The sequence below is a fragment of the Arthrobacter sp. FW306-1B-G06A genome (assembly GCF_058781765.1).
This window is the reverse complement of record NZ_JBYSXB010000035.1, coordinates 21071-40960: the sequence shown is the minus strand read 5'-3', so window position 1 is coordinate 40960 and position 19890 is coordinate 21071. Positions and strand designations below refer to the sequence as shown.

14 protein-coding genes are annotated in these 19890 nt (G+C 60.6%); 2 read left to right on the top strand and 12 right to left on the bottom strand.

Translation table 11 applies throughout. The features are described 5' to 3' along the window. Positions 1-1519: 1519 nt before the first annotated feature. The 7 genes from AC3WJM_RS17350 to AC3WJM_RS17320 all read right to left on the bottom strand — a co-directional run bounded on the left by AC3WJM_RS17350 (position 1520) and on the right by AC3WJM_RS17320 (position 9916). Entirely contained in the window at positions 1520-2764 is a 1245-nt protein-coding gene (locus AC3WJM_RS17350; protein ID WP_492272487.1) for an NAD(P)/FAD-dependent oxidoreductase, read from the bottom strand. A 498-nt stretch (positions 2765-3262) separates the two neighbouring features. Beyond that, positions 3263-4249 carry a dipeptidase gene (locus tag AC3WJM_RS17345; protein WP_492260265.1) on the bottom strand — a complete coding sequence of 329 codons (987 nt, stop codon included), beginning with the start codon at positions 4247-4249 and terminating at the stop codon, positions 3263-3265. Between the two features lie 38 nt (positions 4250-4287). After that, positions 4288-5349, bottom strand: a complete 1062-nt coding sequence (locus AC3WJM_RS17340; RefSeq protein WP_492260264.1) for an ABC transporter ATP-binding protein — start codon at positions 5347-5349, stop codon at positions 4288-4290. Next, a complete protein-coding gene (locus AC3WJM_RS17335; protein ID WP_492260263.1) occupies positions 5336-6289 on the bottom strand; it encodes an ABC transporter ATP-binding protein in 954 nt (317 codons plus the stop codon). Before AC3WJM_RS17335 ends, AC3WJM_RS17340 begins: the two co-directional genes overlap by 14 nt. A gap of 61 nt (positions 6290-6350) precedes the next feature. Continuing rightward, a complete protein-coding gene (locus tag AC3WJM_RS17330; protein ID WP_492260262.1) occupies positions 6351-7280 on the bottom strand; it encodes an ABC transporter permease in 930 nt (309 codons plus the stop codon). Then, entirely contained in the window at positions 7273-8193 is a 921-nt protein-coding gene (locus tag AC3WJM_RS17325; protein ID WP_492260261.1) for an ABC transporter permease, read from the bottom strand. Before AC3WJM_RS17325 ends, AC3WJM_RS17330 begins: the two co-directional genes overlap by 8 nt. Before the next feature lie 82 nt (positions 8194-8275). Then, positions 8276-9916 carry a peptide ABC transporter substrate-binding protein gene (locus tag AC3WJM_RS17320; protein WP_492260260.1) on the bottom strand — a complete coding sequence of 547 codons (1641 nt, stop codon included), beginning with the start codon at positions 9914-9916 and terminating at the stop codon, positions 8276-8278. Positions 9917-10319: 403 nt separating this feature from the next. On the opposite strand from AC3WJM_RS17320, the gene AC3WJM_RS17315 reads away from it, so the two are divergent. After that, positions 10320-10604 carry a GntR family transcriptional regulator gene (locus tag AC3WJM_RS17315; protein WP_492272486.1) on the top strand — a complete coding sequence of 95 codons (285 nt, stop codon included), beginning with the start codon at positions 10320-10322 and terminating at the stop codon, positions 10602-10604. Between the two features lie 9 nt (positions 10605-10613). Then, entirely contained in the window at positions 10614-11009 is a 396-nt protein-coding gene (locus AC3WJM_RS17310) for an FCD domain-containing protein (RefSeq protein ID WP_492260258.1), read from the top strand. 324 nt (positions 11010-11333) lie between these two features. On the opposite strand, the gene AC3WJM_RS17305 is transcribed toward AC3WJM_RS17310, so the two are convergent. The 5 genes from AC3WJM_RS17305 to AC3WJM_RS17285 all read right to left on the bottom strand — a co-directional run bounded on the left by AC3WJM_RS17305 (position 11334) and on the right by AC3WJM_RS17285 (position 19475). Continuing rightward, entirely contained in the window at positions 11334-12017 is a 684-nt protein-coding gene (locus AC3WJM_RS17305; RefSeq protein ID WP_492260257.1) for a GntR family transcriptional regulator, read from the bottom strand. Between the two features lie 934 nt (positions 12018-12951). Beyond that, positions 12952-14100 carry an o-succinylbenzoate synthase gene (menC, locus tag AC3WJM_RS17300; RefSeq protein WP_492260256.1) on the bottom strand — a complete coding sequence of 383 codons (1149 nt, stop codon included), beginning with the start codon at positions 14098-14100 and terminating at the stop codon, positions 12952-12954. Next, complete coding sequence (locus AC3WJM_RS17295; protein WP_492260255.1) at positions 14097-14885, bottom strand: GNAT family N-acetyltransferase; 789 nt, start codon at positions 14883-14885, stop codon at positions 14097-14099. The genes menC and AC3WJM_RS17295 overlap by 4 nt, the downstream gene beginning before the upstream one ends. After that, positions 14882-16042 carry a M20/M25/M40 family metallo-hydrolase gene (locus AC3WJM_RS17290; RefSeq protein ID WP_492260254.1) on the bottom strand — a complete coding sequence of 387 codons (1161 nt, stop codon included), beginning with the start codon at positions 16040-16042 and terminating at the stop codon, positions 14882-14884. The genes AC3WJM_RS17295 and AC3WJM_RS17290 overlap by 4 nt, the downstream gene beginning before the upstream one ends. After that, a complete protein-coding gene (locus AC3WJM_RS17285) occupies positions 16035-19475 on the bottom strand; it encodes a serine hydrolase (RefSeq protein ID WP_492260253.1) in 3441 nt (1146 codons plus the stop codon). Before AC3WJM_RS17285 ends, AC3WJM_RS17290 begins: the two co-directional genes overlap by 8 nt. Positions 19476-19890 lie beyond the last annotated feature (415 nt).

Sequence of the window (19890 nt, the reverse complement as noted above, 5' to 3'; positions counted from 1 at the left end):
GCCGAAGGGGGGCGCCAGATGAACGGGATCAACGATGAACGGTACGGGAACGTCCGGCCCGACTTCGAGGCGGCGGGTAGACCCAGCAAAGAAGAGAAGGCGAAAGGCGGCGACGATGATCTGGAGCGGCGAGGGACAAGAAGTGGCCGCCCGCGCAGCTAGTAATCGTTGGGGCTTTGGTTGCCGCCACTATTGACTTGGTGACGTGGGCCAACGGTGACAGAACGCAGGTCTCCACAGTTTGTAACGTCAATCTGCCGGACAGCGCCTTTTCAGAAAACCGCATTATCCAAGGATGGCCGCTAGGGGCGGGCCGATTTAGGCGCACTTTCCATAGGGAATGGCGGTAGCCCGAGAAGCTTTCCAGCCTCTGTCCCCGTCGTAGCGCCGTCCTATATAGCCTGTCCCTCGACAGCAGTAGGATCCGCAGTGGGGAAAGACTCCTAGCGAAATCAGGGGACTAGTTTGTCGCCCGGCGAATTGCGGCATTAGCGGCCCTTCGCAGATGAGCATGGTTAGGGCCGGCTGACGCGTGCCCAGCGGCACGCGCCGCGCTCCGGACTCCGGACGTCAACCCGCTTCCCGGTGAACGCTGCCGCAGGGTCCGGACTGGTCTGGCCGCCAGACCGTGTGCCGACCAATGTCGAGCAGCTTCCGCTCACCGCAGACGTCCGTGATAATCCAGACAAATCCGTGTTCGGGAAACGTCATGTCAACCCACCCGCGCCACAATGCGCCCGTTTCGTGATCTCTCACGGCGATGAGGTGGCCGCGGGCCAGTGACAAGAAAATTTCAATTTCGCATTCTGTCAGCGACGCTTTCGACCCGTTTCTCCCCGGCCCTGCGTCGAGAGCCGCCGCCCGCAGCGAACAGCCGGCCCGGCGGGCAGTAGGGCAGACCATATTAAACGTGCTGCTGGCCGGCGCCCCGGAGTCACCGCTCATCCCTCGCTTATCGCAGCTCACACCCCCACCTTTCGAGTGTCACACCCGGGGGGACGTTGCTGTTCAAGCGCGCTTCATAGCGGCCTGCGGCCAGCCGAGTCACGGAGATGCCGACGTCTTCAGTCATCGCCGCCGGCTTCAGGAGATCCACCGCCTCATCCATGGCGGCGTCCAGTTCCATTCGGGTTTGAACGGCTACGACGAGACAACTGGGTGCTGTGTGCATGATGATGAGTCCTCACTCTCAGGGGGTGATCAGTACTTTTGACAGGCCAGCTGCCGTGGTGGCGTGGAAGGAGGAGCGGTAGCCGCCGGCATGGTCAGTTCGGGGTCGAAATCCTGGCGGCCGGTTGGCCCGGCAGAACTTAGGGGACCAGAGCCAGCGACGAAACGGCAGCTTCCAACGCCAGGTTCCCGATTTCCCGGTGCCCGGTCTTTGGTTTCAACAACACGGTGGGTCAATCCGCACTATCGGAGCCAACTGACCAACCATGCTTAACTGCGAAGGGCCGCATTAGCGTCCACCTGAGGCCATCAGATCAATTGCAGCGGGATTTGGTTCAGCTATGGTTTGTCAAGAGAGGAACCTGTCCGCTGCGAGACTGGATAGATGACGGGCTGGCGCTTCCCCCGCGGCCATTTCAGCAATGAGTAGCCCGGTGGGCGGCGCCAGGCTTACTCCCAGCATCGCATGACCACTGGCTATCAGGACATCGGTGCGCCGGCCTGAGGGGCCGATAATGGGCAACCCGTCCGGGGTCATCGGGCGAAGTCCGGTCCACGGCTTCGGCGCACTTGGCAGCAAAGGCCATTCCTTAAAGTAGGTCGGGAGACTTTTGAGAAGTCCTTCGGCCCGGGCCTTTCTGATGTTTTCGTTGATACCGCCAAACCCCATGGTGCCAGCGATACGTACCTTCGAATTCAGTGGTGTAATCGCGACTTTGGCTTCGGCCAGATACATCGGATGATCGGGACCGCCATGCTGGAGCGGAAGGTCGAAACCGTAACCCTTGCCTGATATCAGTGAGATACGGCTCCCAATGCCAGCTAGGACTTCATTTGTCCAGACACCTGCAGCAACCACGATTCTATCGGACTTGAGTTTCTCCTTATCGACCGTAACGGCAACGGAACCGTCATCTTCGATGTGGAGTTTGGCCCTGTGGCCAAGTCGAAACTCAACTCCGTCGCGCTGGCATGCCGCCGCTAATCCGCGAGTGAAGGTGCCGGGGTCCAACGAGCGGTCACCGTAAGTTTGTAGGGCGCCGACCACATTTGCTGTTGCTTGTGGCAACTCCCGTGACACGTCCGTACCATCGATTGCACGCCATTTAAAGCCGCTGATGTGCGCTCCCATGGTCTGCAATTCAGTCGCATGTTTGTCCAAGTTGGCCACGCTGGTGTAGAGCATGGTGAGCGGGCCGCTGTGCGTCTCGAAATGGACGCCGTCCGCGGCCATATCGTCGAAAAGCTGAAGCGTTTCGCGGCTGAGATGTGCGAGCACCTTCAACCCGGCCTCAAAACGGGCGCTGGTGCAGTTCCGCAGCATCTCCATCATGAAACCGATGTAGCGTGGACTTAAGCTCGGTGAGACGTAGAGCGGGCTATCCCGCCTGAGCATCCAGCGTAGTGCTTGGGGGAGCATGCCAGGAGTGGGAACGGGAACGGACATGCTCGGGACGACCCATCCGGCATTGTGGCCAGAGGCCTTGCAGCCCGGGTTTCCGGCATCGATAACAGTTACTTCGAAGCCTTTTTTACGCAGGTAGTATGCAGAGGCCAGCCCAATCGCCCCGGCACCGATAACAATCGTCTTCATAGTCTTTCCAAGTGGTAGTTGTTCCTCGCCTTGGGGCAAGCACCGCGATGGAGTTCCTGGTTTCAGGTCCTCCAAGGGCAGGAGGCGCCTCTGCGCCGTTTTTTGACGTGCCGAACATGGACAAGGTGGGGTTTCTTGGTGTGTGCGCATCCTCGGTGCTGGCCCGATTCTGCCTTGATGACAGGCTGTCGATTCATTCAAAGGGATAGCGACAGCAGCGTTTTCCCGGATCATCTGCTCGTCGTGCGTGGAGCCGATGCCGCGTCGTTTGGCACGAAAGGCTAACTCGTCCGGCCTACTTAGCGAACCACAGCGAACATGGACCTTGCTCACCTCGAAGGAAACTTGGACAGTGCTCAAGAAATGCCGCGAACTCTCAATGGCGCCGTCCTCTCGCAAGGTCAAAGCCTGGGTTGACGACGGCGCCGGAACGAGTTTCGCGCGACCAAGTTCTGATCGTCCGGTTGAGGTGCTGCATCGCTAAGTCCTGCTACATGCTCAAGACACGGCTTTGGTGCTCCACGCGGTGTCGAGGGTACGCAGCAGGTTTTCACCAAGAATTCCGTCTGTCTCTTCTTTTGAGAACCCTCTGGCACGCAGTGCCGGACGTAGATTGGTGAATTCGTTCCACCATGAGATTCCTGTTGGCCATTCGTAGGCTCGCGCGTAGTAGCGCGGATCGTACTGGTAGAAGTCGAAGTCGTACTCGTCCTCCTCGTTGAAGTCGAGACCGATGCTAACGTGGCGGGCACCAACGCGCTCAGCAATGTACGTCGCGTGATCGAGTAGTTGTTCCAGCGACGCGTGATCGTCGCCGCAAATGAACCTTGGGTAGGCACACAGTCCCATCACCCCCCCGCTTCGGGCCACGCCATCGATGACTTCATCAGTAAGGTTCCGCGGACTGTCGCAAACGGAACGGGCATTCGAATGTGACGCGATCACAGGGGTCTGTGCCATATCCAGGATATCCAAACATGTCCGGCGGCCGACGTGAGACAGGTCGACGGCGATGCCTATTTCCTGCATCCGGGTAATCACCTGACGCCCGAAGTGGCTGAGTCCGGCGTCGCGCTCCTCAAGGCAACCGTCACCAACGTAGCCGGCATAGTTGTATGTCGCCTGCATGACGCGAACACCCAAGCGGTGAAACGTGTCTACCATCTCCAGGCTGTCGCCGATCGGGGAGGTGCCCTGGAAGTGCATCACCGCGGCCAGGTCACCTCCTTGCACTATTTTTCGGAGTTCGGGCACGGTGGTTGCCACTCTAACGCCTGTATTCGGGCGCTTATCTGCAATCCACCAGTCATTGAGCGCATTGATTGCTGTCTCGCGGGTTTCCACCGATGCCACAGTGACGAGGGCAGCCTGGATGCCACCGGCACGAAGCTTCGGGGCCTGCGCCGAAAGCGTGCGCGGTGTAAACCCAGGTGCGCAGCCGTCCACGCAGACCGGCTCGGTGTTGGCAGTTAATTGTGAGCTCACGTTATGAATATCCAATCGGTTGCTTGTTCAATACAGTTCTATTCGGAAATGCCCATGGGCGTTACCTCATCTGCAAAGTGGCAGGCGCTCGGGTGTTCTGAACCGGGCCGCGCTACGAGGACAGGAACTTCTTCGGCGCATTTATCCTGTGCCTTCCAGCAACGTGTCCGGAAAGCACATCCAGTCGGTTTGCTGGCCACACCGGGGACTTCACCGGCAAGCACAATTCGCTCACGTGCTCCATGTCGGGCAACATCCGGAGCGGCCACCGCCGAGATCAGCGCCTGGGTGTATGGATGAGTTGCGTGACTGTAGATTTCCCTCTCCGAACCTCTCTCGACGATCTTTCCGAGATACATGACGGCCACCCTGTCGGAAACATGCCGAACAATAGAGAGATCATGTGAAATGAAGATGTATGAGAGGTTGAACTCTTTCTGTAGGCTTGCCAGCAGGTTAACCACTTGAGCCTGGACAGAAACGTCCAAGGCGGAAACGGGTTCATCGCAAATGATCACTTCGGGTTTGAGCGCGAGTGCCCGGGCAATCCCAATCCGCTGTCGCTGACCTCCCGAAAATTGATGCGGATACCTGTTCAGGTAGTCGGGATTGAGCCCGACGACATCCAAGAGATCTTTCACCGCCGCCTTGCGTTTGGACTTGTCTAGGACCTCCGCATGGATCTCAAATGGCTCGGCCACGATCTCGCCGACGGTCATCCGGGGGTTGAGCGAGGCATAGGGGTCCTGCATCACGATCTGGATCCTTCGCCGCATGCGACGAAGGTCTGCCCGACCCATGTCGAAAAGGTTTTTGCCGTCCATAAGAACCTCACCGGAGGTTGGACGGTCCAAGGCCATCAGAAGCTTTGCCAAAGTTGATTTGCCGCATCCTGACTCGCCAACGAGCCCCAGCGTCTCGCCCCTGTTCAAACTCAAGCTAACACCGTCAACTGCTTTCACAACGGTGGTCGTCCGCTTGAAGACCCCCCGGGTTACCGGGAAATGTCGGACTACGTCCCGCACTTCCAGAATGGTGTCAGGCGACCGAGCGTCTCCGCCCGAGGAAATGTCGGCGGCAGCGTTTCTAATTTGATTCATCGAGAACCTCCTCCCAGAAGTGACAGGCCGATGTCCGGCCGCCAGGTATTGACACAAGCGGTGGCTCTTCCACTCGGCAGATGTCCCGGGCCCTGGGACATCGGGGGTTAAATGGGCAGCCTCGTGGGGCGTTGGCCGGACTGGGAGGGGAGCCGGGGATAGATCGCAACATGCTGCCTTTGTCCTCCGGGGTAGGAATGGAGGCCAGCAGACCAGCGGTGTAGGGGTGGGCCGGTGCGCTGTAGATGGCGTCGGCGGGCGCTGACTCCACAACGCGGCCGGCGTACATCACCACAATCCGGTCGGCCACTTCTGCCGCGACCTTAAGGTCGTGGGTGATGAGCAGTAGACCCATTTGGTGCTCTTGTTGCAAATCAACCAGCAGCTGCATGATTTGAGCCTGGACCGTAACGTCCAGTGCGGTCGTAGGCTCATCAGCGATCAGCAGCGAAGGGTTCATTGCAAGTGCCATCGCAATCATGATGCGCTGCCTCATGCCGCCCGAGAACTGATGTGGGTAATCGTGGTACCTCAAGGCTGGATTGGGGATGCGGACACGTTCCAAAAGTTCCAGCACGCGCTGACGAGCGTCTTTCCTCTTGATATCAGCATGCTCCAGGATGACTTCCAAGATTTGGTCCCCGACCCTGTGCACTGGGTTAAGGGCAGATAGGGCGTCCTGGAAGATCATCGAAATCTTCCCACCGCGGTATTTCCGGCGCTCGTCGTCCCGAAGGGCAAGCAGATTTACGCCCTCAAAGTTCACCTCGCCAGCAGTGACCTTCGCGCCCGTGTTCCCCAGAAGTCCCATGATGGCCAGCGACGTGACGCTCTTTCCGGACCCGGACTCACCCAAGACAACGACTGTCTCATTGGCATTAATGGTCAGCGAGACATCCTTCACGATATGTATCGCCTGTTTGTGGACGGTGAAGTCCACCCGTAGTTCCTTGACGGATAACAATTCGTTGCTGCTCCACTTTGTTTCGTTGTGCATCAGATCACCGCAGTTTCGGATCAAAGGCGTCACGGATGACATCGCCCAGCAGGACGAAGCTTAGAACCGTTAACCCGAGAAACAGTGAGGGAAAAATCAGCAAATGGGGGCTGACTGTAAACGCGGCTTGGGCGGCGGATAACTGCAGTCCCCAGGAGATGGCGGGATACTGCAAGCCCACGCCCAGGAAGGTCAATGTAGCTTCCGCGACAATGTATGCGCCGATATTCAGGGTTGATAGGACGATGACCGGAGTGAGGGCGTTCGGCAGTATATGACGCGTGATGATTCTCCAATTGCTGGCACCCAGGCCACGGGCGGCAAGCACGTAATCGACGTTGATGATGGAGACTACGGTCGAGCGCATGAGCCTTGCGAGTACCGGCCAACCCAGAATCGCGAGCACGAGCGAAACCGTCCAGATATTTCGATCAGTGAGGGTGGTGAGGAGGATAAGGCAACCCAGAAGGAACGGAAAGCCGAAGAAAACGTCGCTGAGTCTTGAGATGACCGCGTCCAGCCAGCCTCCAAAGAATCCTGAAATGGAACCAAGAACGACTGCAAGCACGAGGCAGAAGAGGGTGACCAACAGCCCAACGCTGATCGAAGCGCCCGCCCCATAGATGACGTTTGCATACACATCGCAGCCCTGGGTATCGAGTCCGAATGGATGTCCGGGGGAAGGGCCGTTGTTGCTTAGCCCGAGGTCGCACTGACGTGGATCACCGGATCCAAACAAGCCAGCGAAAATTCCAGGCCACACCGCCATAATGAGCATGATCAGCACGACTGCGGCCGAGAGCAGGAACACCGGATTCCGGCGCATGTCGTTCCATGCATCTCGGGCCAGGCTTGATTGGGTGTGTCCGTCCTCTTGGGCTCCGAGCCCGGCGGCGACCGGGGGATTGTCCTGAAGAACTGTATGGTCACTCATATCTGATCCTTGGGTCTAAGAAAGCGTAGAGAAGGTCAACCAGCAGGTTCGTCACCAGAAATATCAGAACGAGGAGGCTGGCAATACTAACGACAACCGCTCCCTCGTGCGCCGCTGTGGACCTGAACAAAAGCTGGCCTATTCCCGGTAAGTTGAACACGCCTTCTATAACTATTGCCCCGCCCAGGAGGTAGCCCAGTTCAATGGCCAGGAACGTTATGGCCGGCACCAGGGAGTTACGCAGGACGTGGTGCGTGAGCACGCGGAAGTTGGATAGCCCTTTGGCATGGGCGGTGCGGGCATAGTCGGCCCGGAGATTTTCGAGCACGCTGGAGCGAACCAACCGGGCCACGGATGCCATGCCGTAGGTGGAGAGGATGAAGCCGGGGAGGATGTAACTGATCCATCCTTTGTCGATACCCGAAACCGGGAAGATGCCAGCTTTGACTCCGAGTAGGATCTGAGCGGTGTAAGCCAAAACGAAGATCGGCAGCGAAATAACTGAAATACTGAAAAATAGAATTACGTAATCAGTGACCTTCCCTCGAATTGCCGCTATTGTTCCTAACGCGATTCCGAGGACCGCCTCAAAGAGCATAGCCGTCAGCGCCAAATTAATGGTGACCGGCCAGCGTGAACCCATCTGCTGAGCAACTGACCTGCCGGTGAAGTCGGTACCTAGGTCGCCCCGTAGCAGGTTCCCGATGTAGGCGAGGTATTGCTTGTAGAACGGGTCATTGAGATGGAACTGTTCCCGGAGCGTATTAATAGTGCTTTCGGACAGCGGGCGACTTCCGCTGAGCGCGCGAATCGGGTCTCCTGGAAGGGCCCATACGGCGGCATAGATTATAAGTGTCACGCCGAAGAAAACGAACACCATTTGGATGATTCTACGGAGCGTGTATCGTCCCATTTAGTCACCTCCTGATAATAAATAGTCGTGGGTTTCGATCCATGCGGGGGCTGGCGTCATACCCGCCAGCCCCCGGTTGCAGCTACTTGAGCGCAATCTGATCGAGGATAAGTCCGTTCAGGTTGACCATCGGTTTCTCAATCCGGTCGCTGTATGCGGTCACGCCCTGGAGAACGTACACCGGTGTCACCGGGAGATCCTTCATGACCTGGGCCTCAGCCTTGTGGAACAGGTCCGTGGCCTCCTGGGACGATTTTGTTCGCTTCGCCTGTTCGAGGAGGGAGTCCACTGTCGCGTTCTCGTAGAATGCCGACCGTGGGTTGTAGGAACTGCCCTTTTGGAAGGCGCCCGCGAGAATGTCCAGCGGTGTCGGCGTGGTGGAGCTCCAGGCGGTGAGGAAAAGGCCTTTCGGTCCGGTTTTGAGAGAGGCTTCGTATTCGCTCGAAAGCAAGCCGGTGAGAACAACATCGGAAATTCCTAGGTTCTGGCGGATGTTATTGGCAAGCGCCTGAACGTACGGCTCGTCTCCCTTGCCCGTTATATATTGGATCTCCAAAGGACCAGACCATCCACCTGCTGCGGCCAGCAGGGCCTTGGCCTTTGCCGGGTCGAACTTGCAGCTCTCACCGCAGCTGTCAGTTCCCCCACCGACGGTGCCGGCAGCCAGCAAGCCGGTTGCAGGGGTATACAGGCCACCGTAGATTTTTGAAACGATGGCATTGCGGTCAATTGCCATGGAGATGGCCTGCCGTACGCGGATGTCCGTGAAACGCTGGTCCCCGTGGGGGAAGCCAATCCAGGAGGGGTATACCTGCTGGCTTGTCACAACGCGTCCCGAGAAGTCCGACTTCGCCTGTGCCAGCTTGGTGCTTGGGGGCTTCGTGAAGGTGCCGTTAAGGTCAATATTTCCTGCCAGCAGGTCGGTGTAGGCCGTGTCGGCGCTGCTGTAGGTCTTGAACTCGATACTGTTGACTTTCGGCTTGGTCCCCTTGTATCCCCCGAAGGCCTTCACCTTGACGTTGCTGCTGGGATTTTCCCAGGTGCCTTCCATCTGGAAGGGACCATTACCGATTGGTGCTTTGTCATATGCGGCCAAATCGGAGAGTGCAGACTTCGGTAGCGGGGACCAAGCGGTGTAACCACCTGTCATTTCAATTTCGAGCTGGCTATCGGGCGCTTTGAGAGTCACCTCGAATGTCTGAGGATCAATGACTTTCAATCCTGACATTGTCTTGCTGGTGGGCTGGCCGGTTGTGGGGTTCAGTTCGTCATAGCCCTCAATGTTTGTCAGCTGGTAGTTTTGGCTCCATGCGTTCGGGCCGTACGCAGCTGTGTTCAAACCATCAAGAAAGCTCTGTGCTGTGACTTCTTCGCCATTGTGGAAGGTCCAGCCCGGCTTGATTTTTACGGTCCACACCTTGTTGTCAGGCGTGGTGATGCTCTCCGCTTGGACGAGCTTCAGATTGTTGTCCGTGTCGAAAGTGACGAGCGGTGAGAACAGCGCATTTACCGCATCGTTGTTGTAGCCACTGCCCCAGCCAGGAGTGAGGTGGTCCATCTCAAATTCGGAGATGCTCACACTTCCGCCGGAAGATCCCGAGTTCACGCCGCTGCCCGACGTGTCACATGCGGTTAAAGCAAATACCGTCGCTGCTACTGCTACCACCGCTCCCGCCCGAATTCCTTTTCTTGCGGTGGTGACGATGTGTTGCTTTCCGGTCATTTGACGTCTCCTTCAGGTTTCATGCAACGTCCTTCCCTATGTGATGTCCAGCCGCCGGCGAGACATCACACCAGATTTTGTCGATGGGTGCAATGCCCATTTTTAGAAGTGCAATCGCCGAAGCACCTGGATGGCTACACCGTGTAAGCATCTTCAGGCGCTCCGCGCTCCGCATTTATCTGTGTCCGGCACTTCTCTTACTGCTCAATCCAGTGGAGAGCGAACTCCGTGCTCTCGCTCTGCGACTCGCCGCCCGCCGGTCTTGACCCGACCTGTGGGCGGGGCTCCAGAACATACAAAGTGCATGTAATATGTGTAACACCTCACACCTTACAAGTCAACGGAGGTGGGTTGGATACCCGTCCAGAACGGCACTCAATTCTTACGAAACTAAGGAGGCCCAATGACAGAGTCTCATTTGACCCTGGCTCGTGAGACAGCCGACGTTCGATACGTCCAGTCTTCGGCACCAGGCAACACGCATTCTCCGAGCCCGAATTATTACAGGCCGCTTATCCAGGGCAAGCTGTACGCAGTCGGGCCGCTGGCGGCAGAGCTCGGTGTGTCCATCACTCCCGTCCGGGAGGCGCTGCATGATCTAGCCAATGACGGTCTGGTCAAGATTGCGCGCAATCGCGGATTCACAGTCCAGCTTTTGGATGACCATGATCTGGATGAAATCGTATAACTCCGCCGTATGTTGGAAGTCCCTGCCGTGTGGAGGATCGCAGAGAAGCGTCTGGTTGCAAACCTGGCGGAACTGCAAGAACTTGCGATCGCAACAGAGGAGTGCGCGGATGACGGGAACTGGGTTGGATTCCTTAATACCGATCGTGCTTTCCACCTGGCGCAGCTACGCAATTTTGGCAACGCGCGCTTGTTGCATTTCGTGGGAGCGCTACGCGATCAGAGCCGTCTCTACGGTCTCGACCAGTTTGCGAGAACCAGCGAATTGATCGAGACAACCCGTGAGCACGACAAAATGCGCCAGGCCCTGTGCAACGGTCGCGCCGATGAGGCCGCCACGCTCATGGATTGCCACCCTAGCCATACCCGGGGAACTTGGGCCGGTCAGCCAGTGGAAACCGAGTAACTATGTGGGGCGACCCATCCATGGTGGGCGATCTCAAAAGCAGCTCAATCCGCCAACTGGTACGGCAGCGAACCCAAAACTCGACCCCCATGTCGCCGGTGTGGGTTTCTAGCCGGTGTCAAATCATCGAACATGCACGTCCGTCGATATGTGTACTTCCTCGTCGCCAAGTGAGGGACCGAACTGTCCGGCAGGCTTGCCCGTGAGAGTGGCTCAGCCCGCAGCCTGGAGATTATTCTACGGTCCAGCATTTACGACCTAATACCGAACCCCTGGGGGCCAACACCGCGGTTGCTGGATCAGAACGGGACCGGCACTCCGTGGTTAGGGCTCCTCTCGTCCTGCCCAAATGCCGCGGACATGCCGCAGGTGGGTTGCCATAATTTCGGCTGCTTTTACAGCATCGCCAGCTTCCATGGCGTCCAACAGAAGTTCATGTTCTCTAGTCGATCGAACGAAAATGTCCGTTCCCGCAAGCGGTCCCAAACCCAGCAGGCGGCTTTGGTCGCGAAGCGTCCCAACCATTTCGAGGAGCTTCTTGTTGTCCAGCGCCGAAAGGATGGTTAGGTGGAACTCGCGGTCGGCGTCGACAAATTCTTCCCATTCCCCTGACGCTGCGAACGCGTCCGTCTTCCTGCAGAGTTGCCGCAAGGGTGCGAAATCGGCGATCAGCGACCGACTGGCGATCTCCTGAACGGAGGACACCTCGAGCATGGCGCGGATCTGCACGATATCATCCAGTTCTTTGTTTGATGGTTGCCGCACAAGAAATCCGCGATTGCGCTTCATCTCGATCAGACCTTCCTTGGCCAGGTCATGAAGCGCCTCTCGCACTGGAGTGATCGATACGTTCAGCCTTTCAGCAATGGCGCCGATCGAGTGCATGGAACCCGGCTCCAAGCGCCCGGAAACGATTTGCGAACGAAGGATGCGTATCGCTTGCTCACGGAAGTTTTGAGTGCGCACTTCCTGCCCGGCGCCTTCGTTCCAAGCTAATGCTGATGTCACGGTCACTCCTTCACGAGATGAGGTTTCATACCTCATCATAGTGCGTTGGCGGCTTGCAAGGCCTTGTGCCAAGGATGTACGACTGGGCGGTGGATATTGTAGAGTAAGGTATGACACCTTATACCAAGGCTTTACTGGGAAGGAGCGGGATCCGATGAAGGCAAAAGCGTCGGTGCAACACGCAGCATCTGAGGCGGTCAACTCACGGAACCTTGCCCGAAGCGGCAAGCCGTGCCCGAAAAGTGGTTGGTGGGCTCCAAACACGGAGGATCCCCAACCAATAGACGTCATCAAGGGAAGTTTGATGCCCCGCAGGAAAAACCGGGCGGTTGAATGGACCCAGGTCCCACAGCCCGTGCGTTCTTGGGAGTTAGGTCCGCCTTCAATTGATTACTAACCGCTGACAGGACGTCGGTTTGTTAGAGGAAGGCATCCTCAGGGGTGTGGTCGCTCACTTCGGTGCCCAGCAGGATGCGGACTCCGGAAGGTCCCGTGTCATCCTGCAATCAGGCCCCACAGAAGCAATCGCGGGATTACGCCCGTTTCTTTGGTTCGACTCGAAACGGAAGTTCCCTGACCAAAACTACTCTATGGATCGACGGGTTCCAGAGCGGATTGAGATAGTGATCGCCGAAGCTCCACGACGACTGTATACGTTCATCACTGTTGCTTATCGGCAGAAGCCCTGAGGAACCAGTTCCGTCCAGTGTTGCGGACCGCGCATGCCTTGAGAGCGCCAGCGAATGTCGACTCGACAAGTCTCTCATTCTTTCGACAGGGGCTACCCTCAAACCGCCCGTTAGCGTCGAGCGCATGGCCGAGTAACAGGGGGTGCAAGCGGGCCAATTTTAAGACAAGGCACCAAGCGGAGAGCAGCAAGCCGACGGAGCCCGGCCCAGCAGGGACCAGGCTCCGTCGACAGCGGAGGCACGTGTCACCCCTGCGCCCAGAGCTCCGCGGGCGGGCCGGCATAGCGGTCAAGCATCTCAGGGATAGGCGTAGCCCCGAGGCCCGGGGAGGTCGGCACGGCGACAGAGCCGTTCCGCAGCACGATCGGTTCTGTCACGTCCTCGGCGTAGAAGCGCCCGGATGCAGAGATGTCACCAGGTAGCGTGAAGCCGTCCAGGGCCGCCAGTGCTGCATTGGCCGCCCGGCCAAGTCCCGTCTCCAGCATCCCCCCGCACCATGCGGCCACCCCGTTCGCCCGCGCCAGATCGTGGATACGGCGCGCCTCCAAGTAGCCGCCCACCCGCCCCGGCTTGACGTTGATGATCGAGGCTGCCCCCAGAGAGATCGCATCCGCCGCGTCCTTGGCCGACTCGATTGACTCATCCAGGCAGAGGGGCGTATTCATGAGCTGAGCAAGTTTAGCGTGCTGCAGTAGATCGTCCTCCGCGAGCGGCTGCTCGATCAGCAGCAACCCGAAATCGTCCAGTCTGCGCAGCTGCCGCGAATCCACAAGAGTATACGCAGCGTTCGCATCCACCTGCAGCGGGACCTCGTCCCCGAACTCCTTGCGCACCGCGGCCACAGGCGCGACATCCCAGCCCGGCCGGATTTTCAGCTTGATCCGGACGTAGCCCTCATCCAGGTATCCGCCCACGGTGCGCAGCAGATCCTCTATCGAATCCTCGATCCCAACCGACACGCCAGACGGTACCTCGGTCCTCGTGGCCCCCAGGTACGTGGCGAAGCCAATGCCGTGCGCCTTCAGCTGGGCGTCCAGCACCGCCATCTCGAGCGCCGCCTTCGCCATCCGGTGACCCAGAATGTGCTCCAGGCGTGCCGACACGGTTTCGGCCGTCAGATCCGCACCCGATTCTTGGGCAGCTTTCAAGACCGGGAGAAGGTACTGCTCGGTGACCGCCCGCGCTCCGGCTAGATACTCGGAGGAGTACACCGGATCGGCCATGGAGACGCACTCTCCCCAGCCCACCGTCTCCACGGCACCCGTCCCAGTCTGTACTGTCCCGGCCACTCGCAGGAGATAGGTACGCTTGAGGGTCTGCGTTGCGAACGACGTGGTGAAGGGGGCCACAAGGGGCAGGGCCAGTTCACGCAGCTGGATGGATTCGATGATCATGCGGACCTCCGGGAGAAGACATAGGTGCCGGTCTGGCTGAACCCCAGCGGGGTCCAGTCTTCCGAGCCGAGTAGGGGACTGAGGGCCTCTCGCAGGGCGAGACGCCAGGAACGGGCCAACGAGGGTGACTCGAGCCTCATGCGCTCGATATCGGTCGGGATCTGAAGTGCCACCATCGCCCCAGCCAGCACTGATCTATCGATTGTCGGATGGCCCTCCGGGTTGACCTTGAGGAGGAGCCCGGCGTCGCAATCAGCAGACAGCGTGCCGAGGGTGCGGGAGCCGTCGTCGTCAATGCGCCAAGAGACAGTCATGCGATCGCTCTCATCACCCCTATTGATGCCGTCCGACATGACGCCGTAGTAATTCGCGGCGTAAGCAGTCGGCGCCGCGCCGAGGGACGTCAGATTGAAGTGCGCGTTGCGCGAAATAAGCGGGTCGAACGTCCAGCGGATCGTGTCAATCCCTCGTTCGCGGCACCACTGCCGCTGATGTCTCTTGAGGGCACGTCCCAGCCCGGCGCCCGCGTGTGCGGGAAGCACTCCGGATATGTGCGAGTGCAGCGTCCGACCCAGCGGCTCGACATGGAACCCGATACATCCTCCGACCAGTTCGTTGTCAACGAATAGGCCGGACACGAAATGCCCCCCGGCGCGCAGCGCCACCAGGGCGGGGACGTCCATCATAGTGTGGCCAGTCGGGCCCCAGATCCGATCGAAGACCTGGATGAGCGCGGCGAGCTCCTGGGGTCCGTCCAACAGCCGGATCCTGACGTCGCCACTCATAGAGTGCCGTCCTCGGCCAACACGTCATCGATGAGCGCGGCAAGCAAGGCTACCCGCGGCCCCAGACCGGCGACGACGGCGTGCTCGTCCTCGGCGTGCGCGCCCCCGCCCCATGCTCCCAGACCGTCGAGGGTGGGCACACCAAGCGCCGCCGTGAAGTTGCCGTCAGAGGCGCCCCCTACGGCCAACGGCTCCACGGTCCCGAGACCGTGAAGCTCCGCGAGCCGCCGGGCACGGGCGAACAGCTCAGCGCTCATCCCCGCTTCCAGAGGTTTCCTGTTGATGCCGCCGTCGACTGTCAGTTCGATGCCAGGCAAATCCGCTCTTAGCGCACGGATCGCCGTGTCGCAGCGAAGCTGGGAGGACACCGTCGTGGCGCGGATGTCGACATCTACCCAAGCCTTGGCCGGGACTGTATTCGCGGTGATTCCGCCCTGGATGATCGTGGGCACTACAGAGAGACCCGGTTCCGAACCGTGCATCTCGGCGAGGCTCAGCACCACCTGGGCCAGACCCACGGTCGCGTTCACTCCCGCATCCGGGGCGAGCCCCGCATGCGCGGCGCGCCCGTGTGCCGTGATCCGATACATGGATACGCCCCTGCGCTCGGTTTTGAGCTGACCGCTGTCACCGCCGGCCTCGAGGACAAAGACGGCGGCAGCGCCGGAGGCGGTCTCCTCGATGAGGGCCCGACTTGTGACGGAGCCGACTTCCTCGTCACCCGTGACCAGAATTGTGACCCCGTCCAGGCTCCGACCCTGCTCCACGAGGATCTTCAGCGCGTGCACAGCAACGGCAATCCCAGTCTTCATGTCCACGGACCCGGGGCCGCGCAGCACACCGTCGCTCACGCGGGCAGGCAGCCTGTCCAGGCTACCCCGCGGCCAGACCGTGTCGTGGTGGGCCAAGATGAGAACCCGGGTGGGCCCACCGAAGTTGAGCCTCAGGTGGCTCACCCCGTCGATCACAAGGCGTTCCGGTACGGCTCCGAGTCGCTCCTCCAAGTAGGCTGCCACGGCGTGCGCACTAGCGGCAACCGAGGCAGGATCGGACGACGGCGACTCCACGCGCAGCAGCCGGACCGCGTCGTCGAGCAGCGTGTCTAGGCGGCTCTCAGCCTGGCTAAGCAGGCTGATCCGGCGTGGACGCTCAGTCATTTGCGACCCGCCTGCGGAAGGCGCGGGTGCCGAAATGCAGTACGGTTCCGGCGCGATGATCGCGGCGCCACACCTGTTGCCAGCCCGGAAGCCCTGGGATGCCCGCTGCGAAGCGGCCGTTACGTCCGCGCACCAGCGTGTACACCGCCTCGCTCGTGATGGGGCCCCGCCCGTTGACGTCCAGGGAATCGGAACGGTACGCCGTGAGGACCCCATCGGCCCAAGTCACGATGATCTGCGCCTGGGCGTCTCCATAGCTGCCCACCAATGTGCCAGCCTCCTCGTCTGTGAGCGGCGCGCTGTCCGGCTCAGGCCCGAACGATTCGGGGACCCTGATTCCGCCAAGCTCGCCGAAGACCTCGGCGATGAGCTCATCCGCGGCCGGGGCCATCAGGCCGCCGTTAGCCGCAAACATAAACGCCAGGCCCGCGTCGGGCGAGATCCGCTGGAACGACTGCTGGCGGAGCGTCTCGCCGCTGTGGCCATGCACGCGCTTGCCGTCCCAGACGTTGATGAGCCAGGCCAGTCCCTGTTGATCGGAGGCGGCCTCGTTGCCGGAGACCCCCTGGTCCGTGAGCATGGCGTCGTAGCTGGCCCGGCTGAGCAGCACGGGGGAGTCAGAGATCGTGTCTGCGGCGAAGCGCAGCACGTCCTCCACCCGGGCGTTGATCAGACCGGCCGGTCCCACGAAACGGCCGTGCAGCACGTGTTTCACCGGCCCGTCCGGATCGTGCCCCACGGCGGAGGACAGGCGGATGGTGTCATCGGGAAGTACTGTGGAGTGCTTCAGCCCGAGCGGTTCGAAGATATGCGTGTACACGGCCCGGTCCCACGTCTCACCGCGTAGCACCTCGATGATGCGGCCCAGGATCGCGAACGCCGTGTTGCAGTAGGACCAGTCCTCGCCAGGGGCGAAGTTCTGTGGCACGTCCGCCAGCCCTGCCACGAACTTCTCCACCGCATCATCCCCGCCGCCGGTGTCCCGGAACACGTCGCCATCGATGCCGGAGCTATGGGTGAGCAGGTGCCGCGGGGTCACCGTGGCGGAGACCGTCTCATCGGCCACGGTGAATTCGGGCAGTACCGCCCGCACCGGGGCGTCCAGGTCCAGCAGGCCCTCCTGGACGAGCTGTTGGATCATCACCCCCGTGTACACCTTCGTGTTGGAGCCGATCTGGAACAGCGAGTCGGGGTGCACCGGCTGTCCGGTGAGTGTATTGAGCACGCCCGCGGCGACGGTGATCACTTGGGGCCCGGAGCGCGTGGTGGTCAGGATGCCCAGGGAGGCTCCAGGGATCCCGTATTTTGCGATGACACTCTCCAGACGTCGCTGCCAGTAGGCCTCGTCGACAGTCTTACGTGCGGGGGTGGGAGAGAGGTGGCGCTCGAACCAGTCGATGAGGCGGCGGCTGTAGTCCATTCTGTGCGAGGGCCGGCCGGTCAGCACGAATGCATGGGAAGCGCCCGGGTAGAGGACCAATTCACTCTCAACACCCGCGAGTACCAAGCCCGCGTGCCACTGCTCAGCCTGCGCCAAGGGGCAGCTCAGGTCCGCATCGCCGTGCAGGACGAGCGTTGGTGTGGTGACTTTGTGCACGTTCTCGATCGGCGAGAGGCGCCGGGAGTTGCCGGTGGTTGGGTCGAATTCGAACCGTTCCAACAATATGCCGTGGTCGGATGGCCCGGCGATGTGGGCGAGGTCGCAGAGCAGTCCACCCGCGACGGCGGCCGCGAAGATGCCGCTCTGGGATGTCAGTGCCGCGGTCATGAAGCCGCCGTAGCTGTATCCGGTGATCAGCAGCTGGGCCGGATCGACGATGCCTTCCTCGACCAGCTGCTGCACTGGCTCGAGCAGATCCGGTTTATCCGTCTCACCCCAGCCGTCATGGACGGCCGTGAAGAACGCCTCACCGTAGCCATCGGAGCCGCGCGGATTGACCATTAGCACTGTGTAGCCGCGGGCGACGAGCTCGGCATGGTGCGGCTGCATGAGCGACTGCGTGCCGGTCCAGGCGTTGTGAGGACCCCCGTGCACATCGAGCACCAGCGGGCCGGGGCCGGTGAGAGACTGGTCGCGCAGCACGAACGCCTCTACTTCGCTGCCGTCAGAGATAGTGAAATGGCGCCGCTGTGGAATGGGGAAGTCGACGCCGCCCAGCCCCGCTCCGAAGGCGGTGAGTTGCATGGGATTAGCCTCCGGGTCCGAGCCGTCAAGCGGGATCTCCACGAGTTCCCCGAAGCTGGATGCCGTGCTCAGTGCAGCCCGGACGGAGTTCCTTCCTACCGCGTGGCCGGATACTACACGCTGGGCGCCGCTCAGCAGGGGGCGAGGCGCGCCGCCGCCGAGCGGAGCGATCCAGAGGTGGGTGGATCCGCCCTCCCGCAGCGCGAACACGATCTCCCCGCCAGCCGTCAGAGCGGGACGTCCGCCCGGGTAGCCGACGCCGCCCGCCATGACATTGCGGTCCAAGCACGCAGTCAGCGACCGGTCCTCCCGCACCCCGGCAGGGTCCACGAGCAGCAGTTCGGCGTTGTGGGAACCGGCCTTGGCGGCGCCCACGGCCAGGATACCGGCCTCGCCGGGCAGCCACAGTAAGGGAGCATGTAGCGCGGCTGAGGTGCCAACCGAGCGGACCGGGAAGGTGGGAAGGCCCAGGTTGATGACATGCACGCGACTGGCCAATCGCCCGGCCGAGTCGGGCTCGATCCCCGCGGCGAAGGCGAGCTGCGCGCCGTCCTCGGAGAATGCCGGCTCGGAGGCGTCCCAGTCGCCGTCAGTTACCCGGCTTACGGCGCCCTCGTCGACCGTGAGAAGGAAGAGGTGGGTGCGCTGACTCCCTCGCATCCCTATACCGTCGATCTTGTATGAAATGCCACGAGTGACGAAGACGTCCTCCCGCGCGGCCCGCCGGTCCACCGCCGCGGTCAAAGCGATCCGCTTGCCGTCGGGCGAGACCACCGGAGTACCGACGCCGCGCGGGAAGTCTTTCGCGGTAGTCAGCGCACGGGCCTCTCCGCCGGACGGGGAGATTGAGTGCAGCTGCGGGACTCCGGAGGCGTCAGGGCGGAGGAAGAGTACGTCTCCGGTAGCTTCATGCCAGCGGGGGTTGGAGTCCGCCGGGCCGCAAGTGAGGCGGCGAGGGACGGAACCGGCGGGAGCGTCCACGATCCACAGTTCAGAGGTACCGCGGTCAGTTTGCGCATCCGCCGCTTGGCAGACGAACACCGTGGTGCCGTCCGCAGCGGTGCACGGTTCCGTCGGGACCGCTACCGACAGGTAGTCGGCGATCCTCGCGCGGCGCGCCGTCGGAGCTTCGGTGCCGGCGGAAAAGGTCTGGCTGCCCGGCTCACCGTCTCCCCAAGATGTAGAAGAGTGGGCATCAGATCGCGTGCGAAGTGGTGCTTGGGACTGACGGGTCCGCGTCGAATTCATCGTCGAACTCCCCTTCCTTTCCAAGATTCTGGGGCATTAGGTGTAATACCTCACAATAGCACGTTCGCCCCCGAGGCGCTGCAGCTCGAAGCTTGACTGCAGTTCTCGAAGCTTACTTCCCCTCCCGTTGTTTGACCGGCAGAGGGAAGACTTAGATGAATCCTACTTTCTAGGCGACTATTGAGGACGAATTGTTGACAGTTGGCCGCGCAGGCCCGAAGAGCTAGGCTTTTCGTTCCCAGACCCGGCTTAGAGCCCAAGAATTCTTAGAACCCGAGCTGCCAAGCTCGGCAGGAAGCTGAAATTGAGTTCTCTCATGGCAGACTGATGCCGGTGAGACGGATGACCTTACTCATGAGCGCTTCGGGTTAGCGACGTCAAGAATTGCTCCTGCGGTGTCTGGAGGTTGGCGCAG

Bases quoted from the DNA above. Each gene is read 5' to 3' on its own strand.
- AC3WJM_RS17350 (WP_492272487.1), bottom strand. From the start codon at position 2,764: ATGAAGACGATTGTTATCGGTGCCGGGGCGATTGGGCTGGCCTCTGCA.
- AC3WJM_RS17310 (WP_492260258.1), top strand. From the start codon at position 10,614: ATGTTGGAAGTCCCTGCCGTGTGGAGGATCGCAGAGAAGCGTCTGGTT.
- AC3WJM_RS17320 (WP_492260260.1), bottom strand. From the start codon at position 9,916: ATGACCGGAAAGCAACACATCGTCACCACCGCAAGAAAAGGAATTCGG.
- AC3WJM_RS17340 (WP_492260264.1), bottom strand. From the start codon at position 5,349: ATGAATCAAATTAGAAACGCTGCCGCCGACATTTCCTCGGGCGGAGAC.
- AC3WJM_RS17330 (WP_492260262.1), bottom strand. From the start codon at position 7,280: ATGAGTGACCATACAGTTCTTCAGGACAATCCCCCGGTCGCCGCCGGG.
- menC (WP_492260256.1), bottom strand. From the start codon at position 14,100: ATGATCATCGAATCCATCCAGCTGCGTGAACTGGCCCTGCCCCTTGTG.
- AC3WJM_RS17295 (WP_492260255.1), bottom strand. From the start codon at position 14,885: ATGAGTGGCGACGTCAGGATCCGGCTGTTGGACGGACCCCAGGAGCTC.
- AC3WJM_RS17325 (WP_492260261.1), bottom strand. From the start codon at position 8,193: ATGGGACGATACACGCTCCGTAGAATCATCCAAATGGTGTTCGTTTTC.
- AC3WJM_RS17315 (WP_492272486.1), top strand. From the start codon at position 10,320: ATGACAGAGTCTCATTTGACCCTGGCTCGTGAGACAGCCGACGTTCGA.
- AC3WJM_RS17290 (WP_492260254.1), bottom strand. From the start codon at position 16,042: ATGACTGAGCGTCCACGCCGGATCAGCCTGCTTAGCCAGGCTGAGAGC.
- AC3WJM_RS17285 (WP_492260253.1), bottom strand. From the start codon at position 19,475: ATGAATTCGACGCGGACCCGTCAGTCCCAAGCACCACTTCGCACGCGA.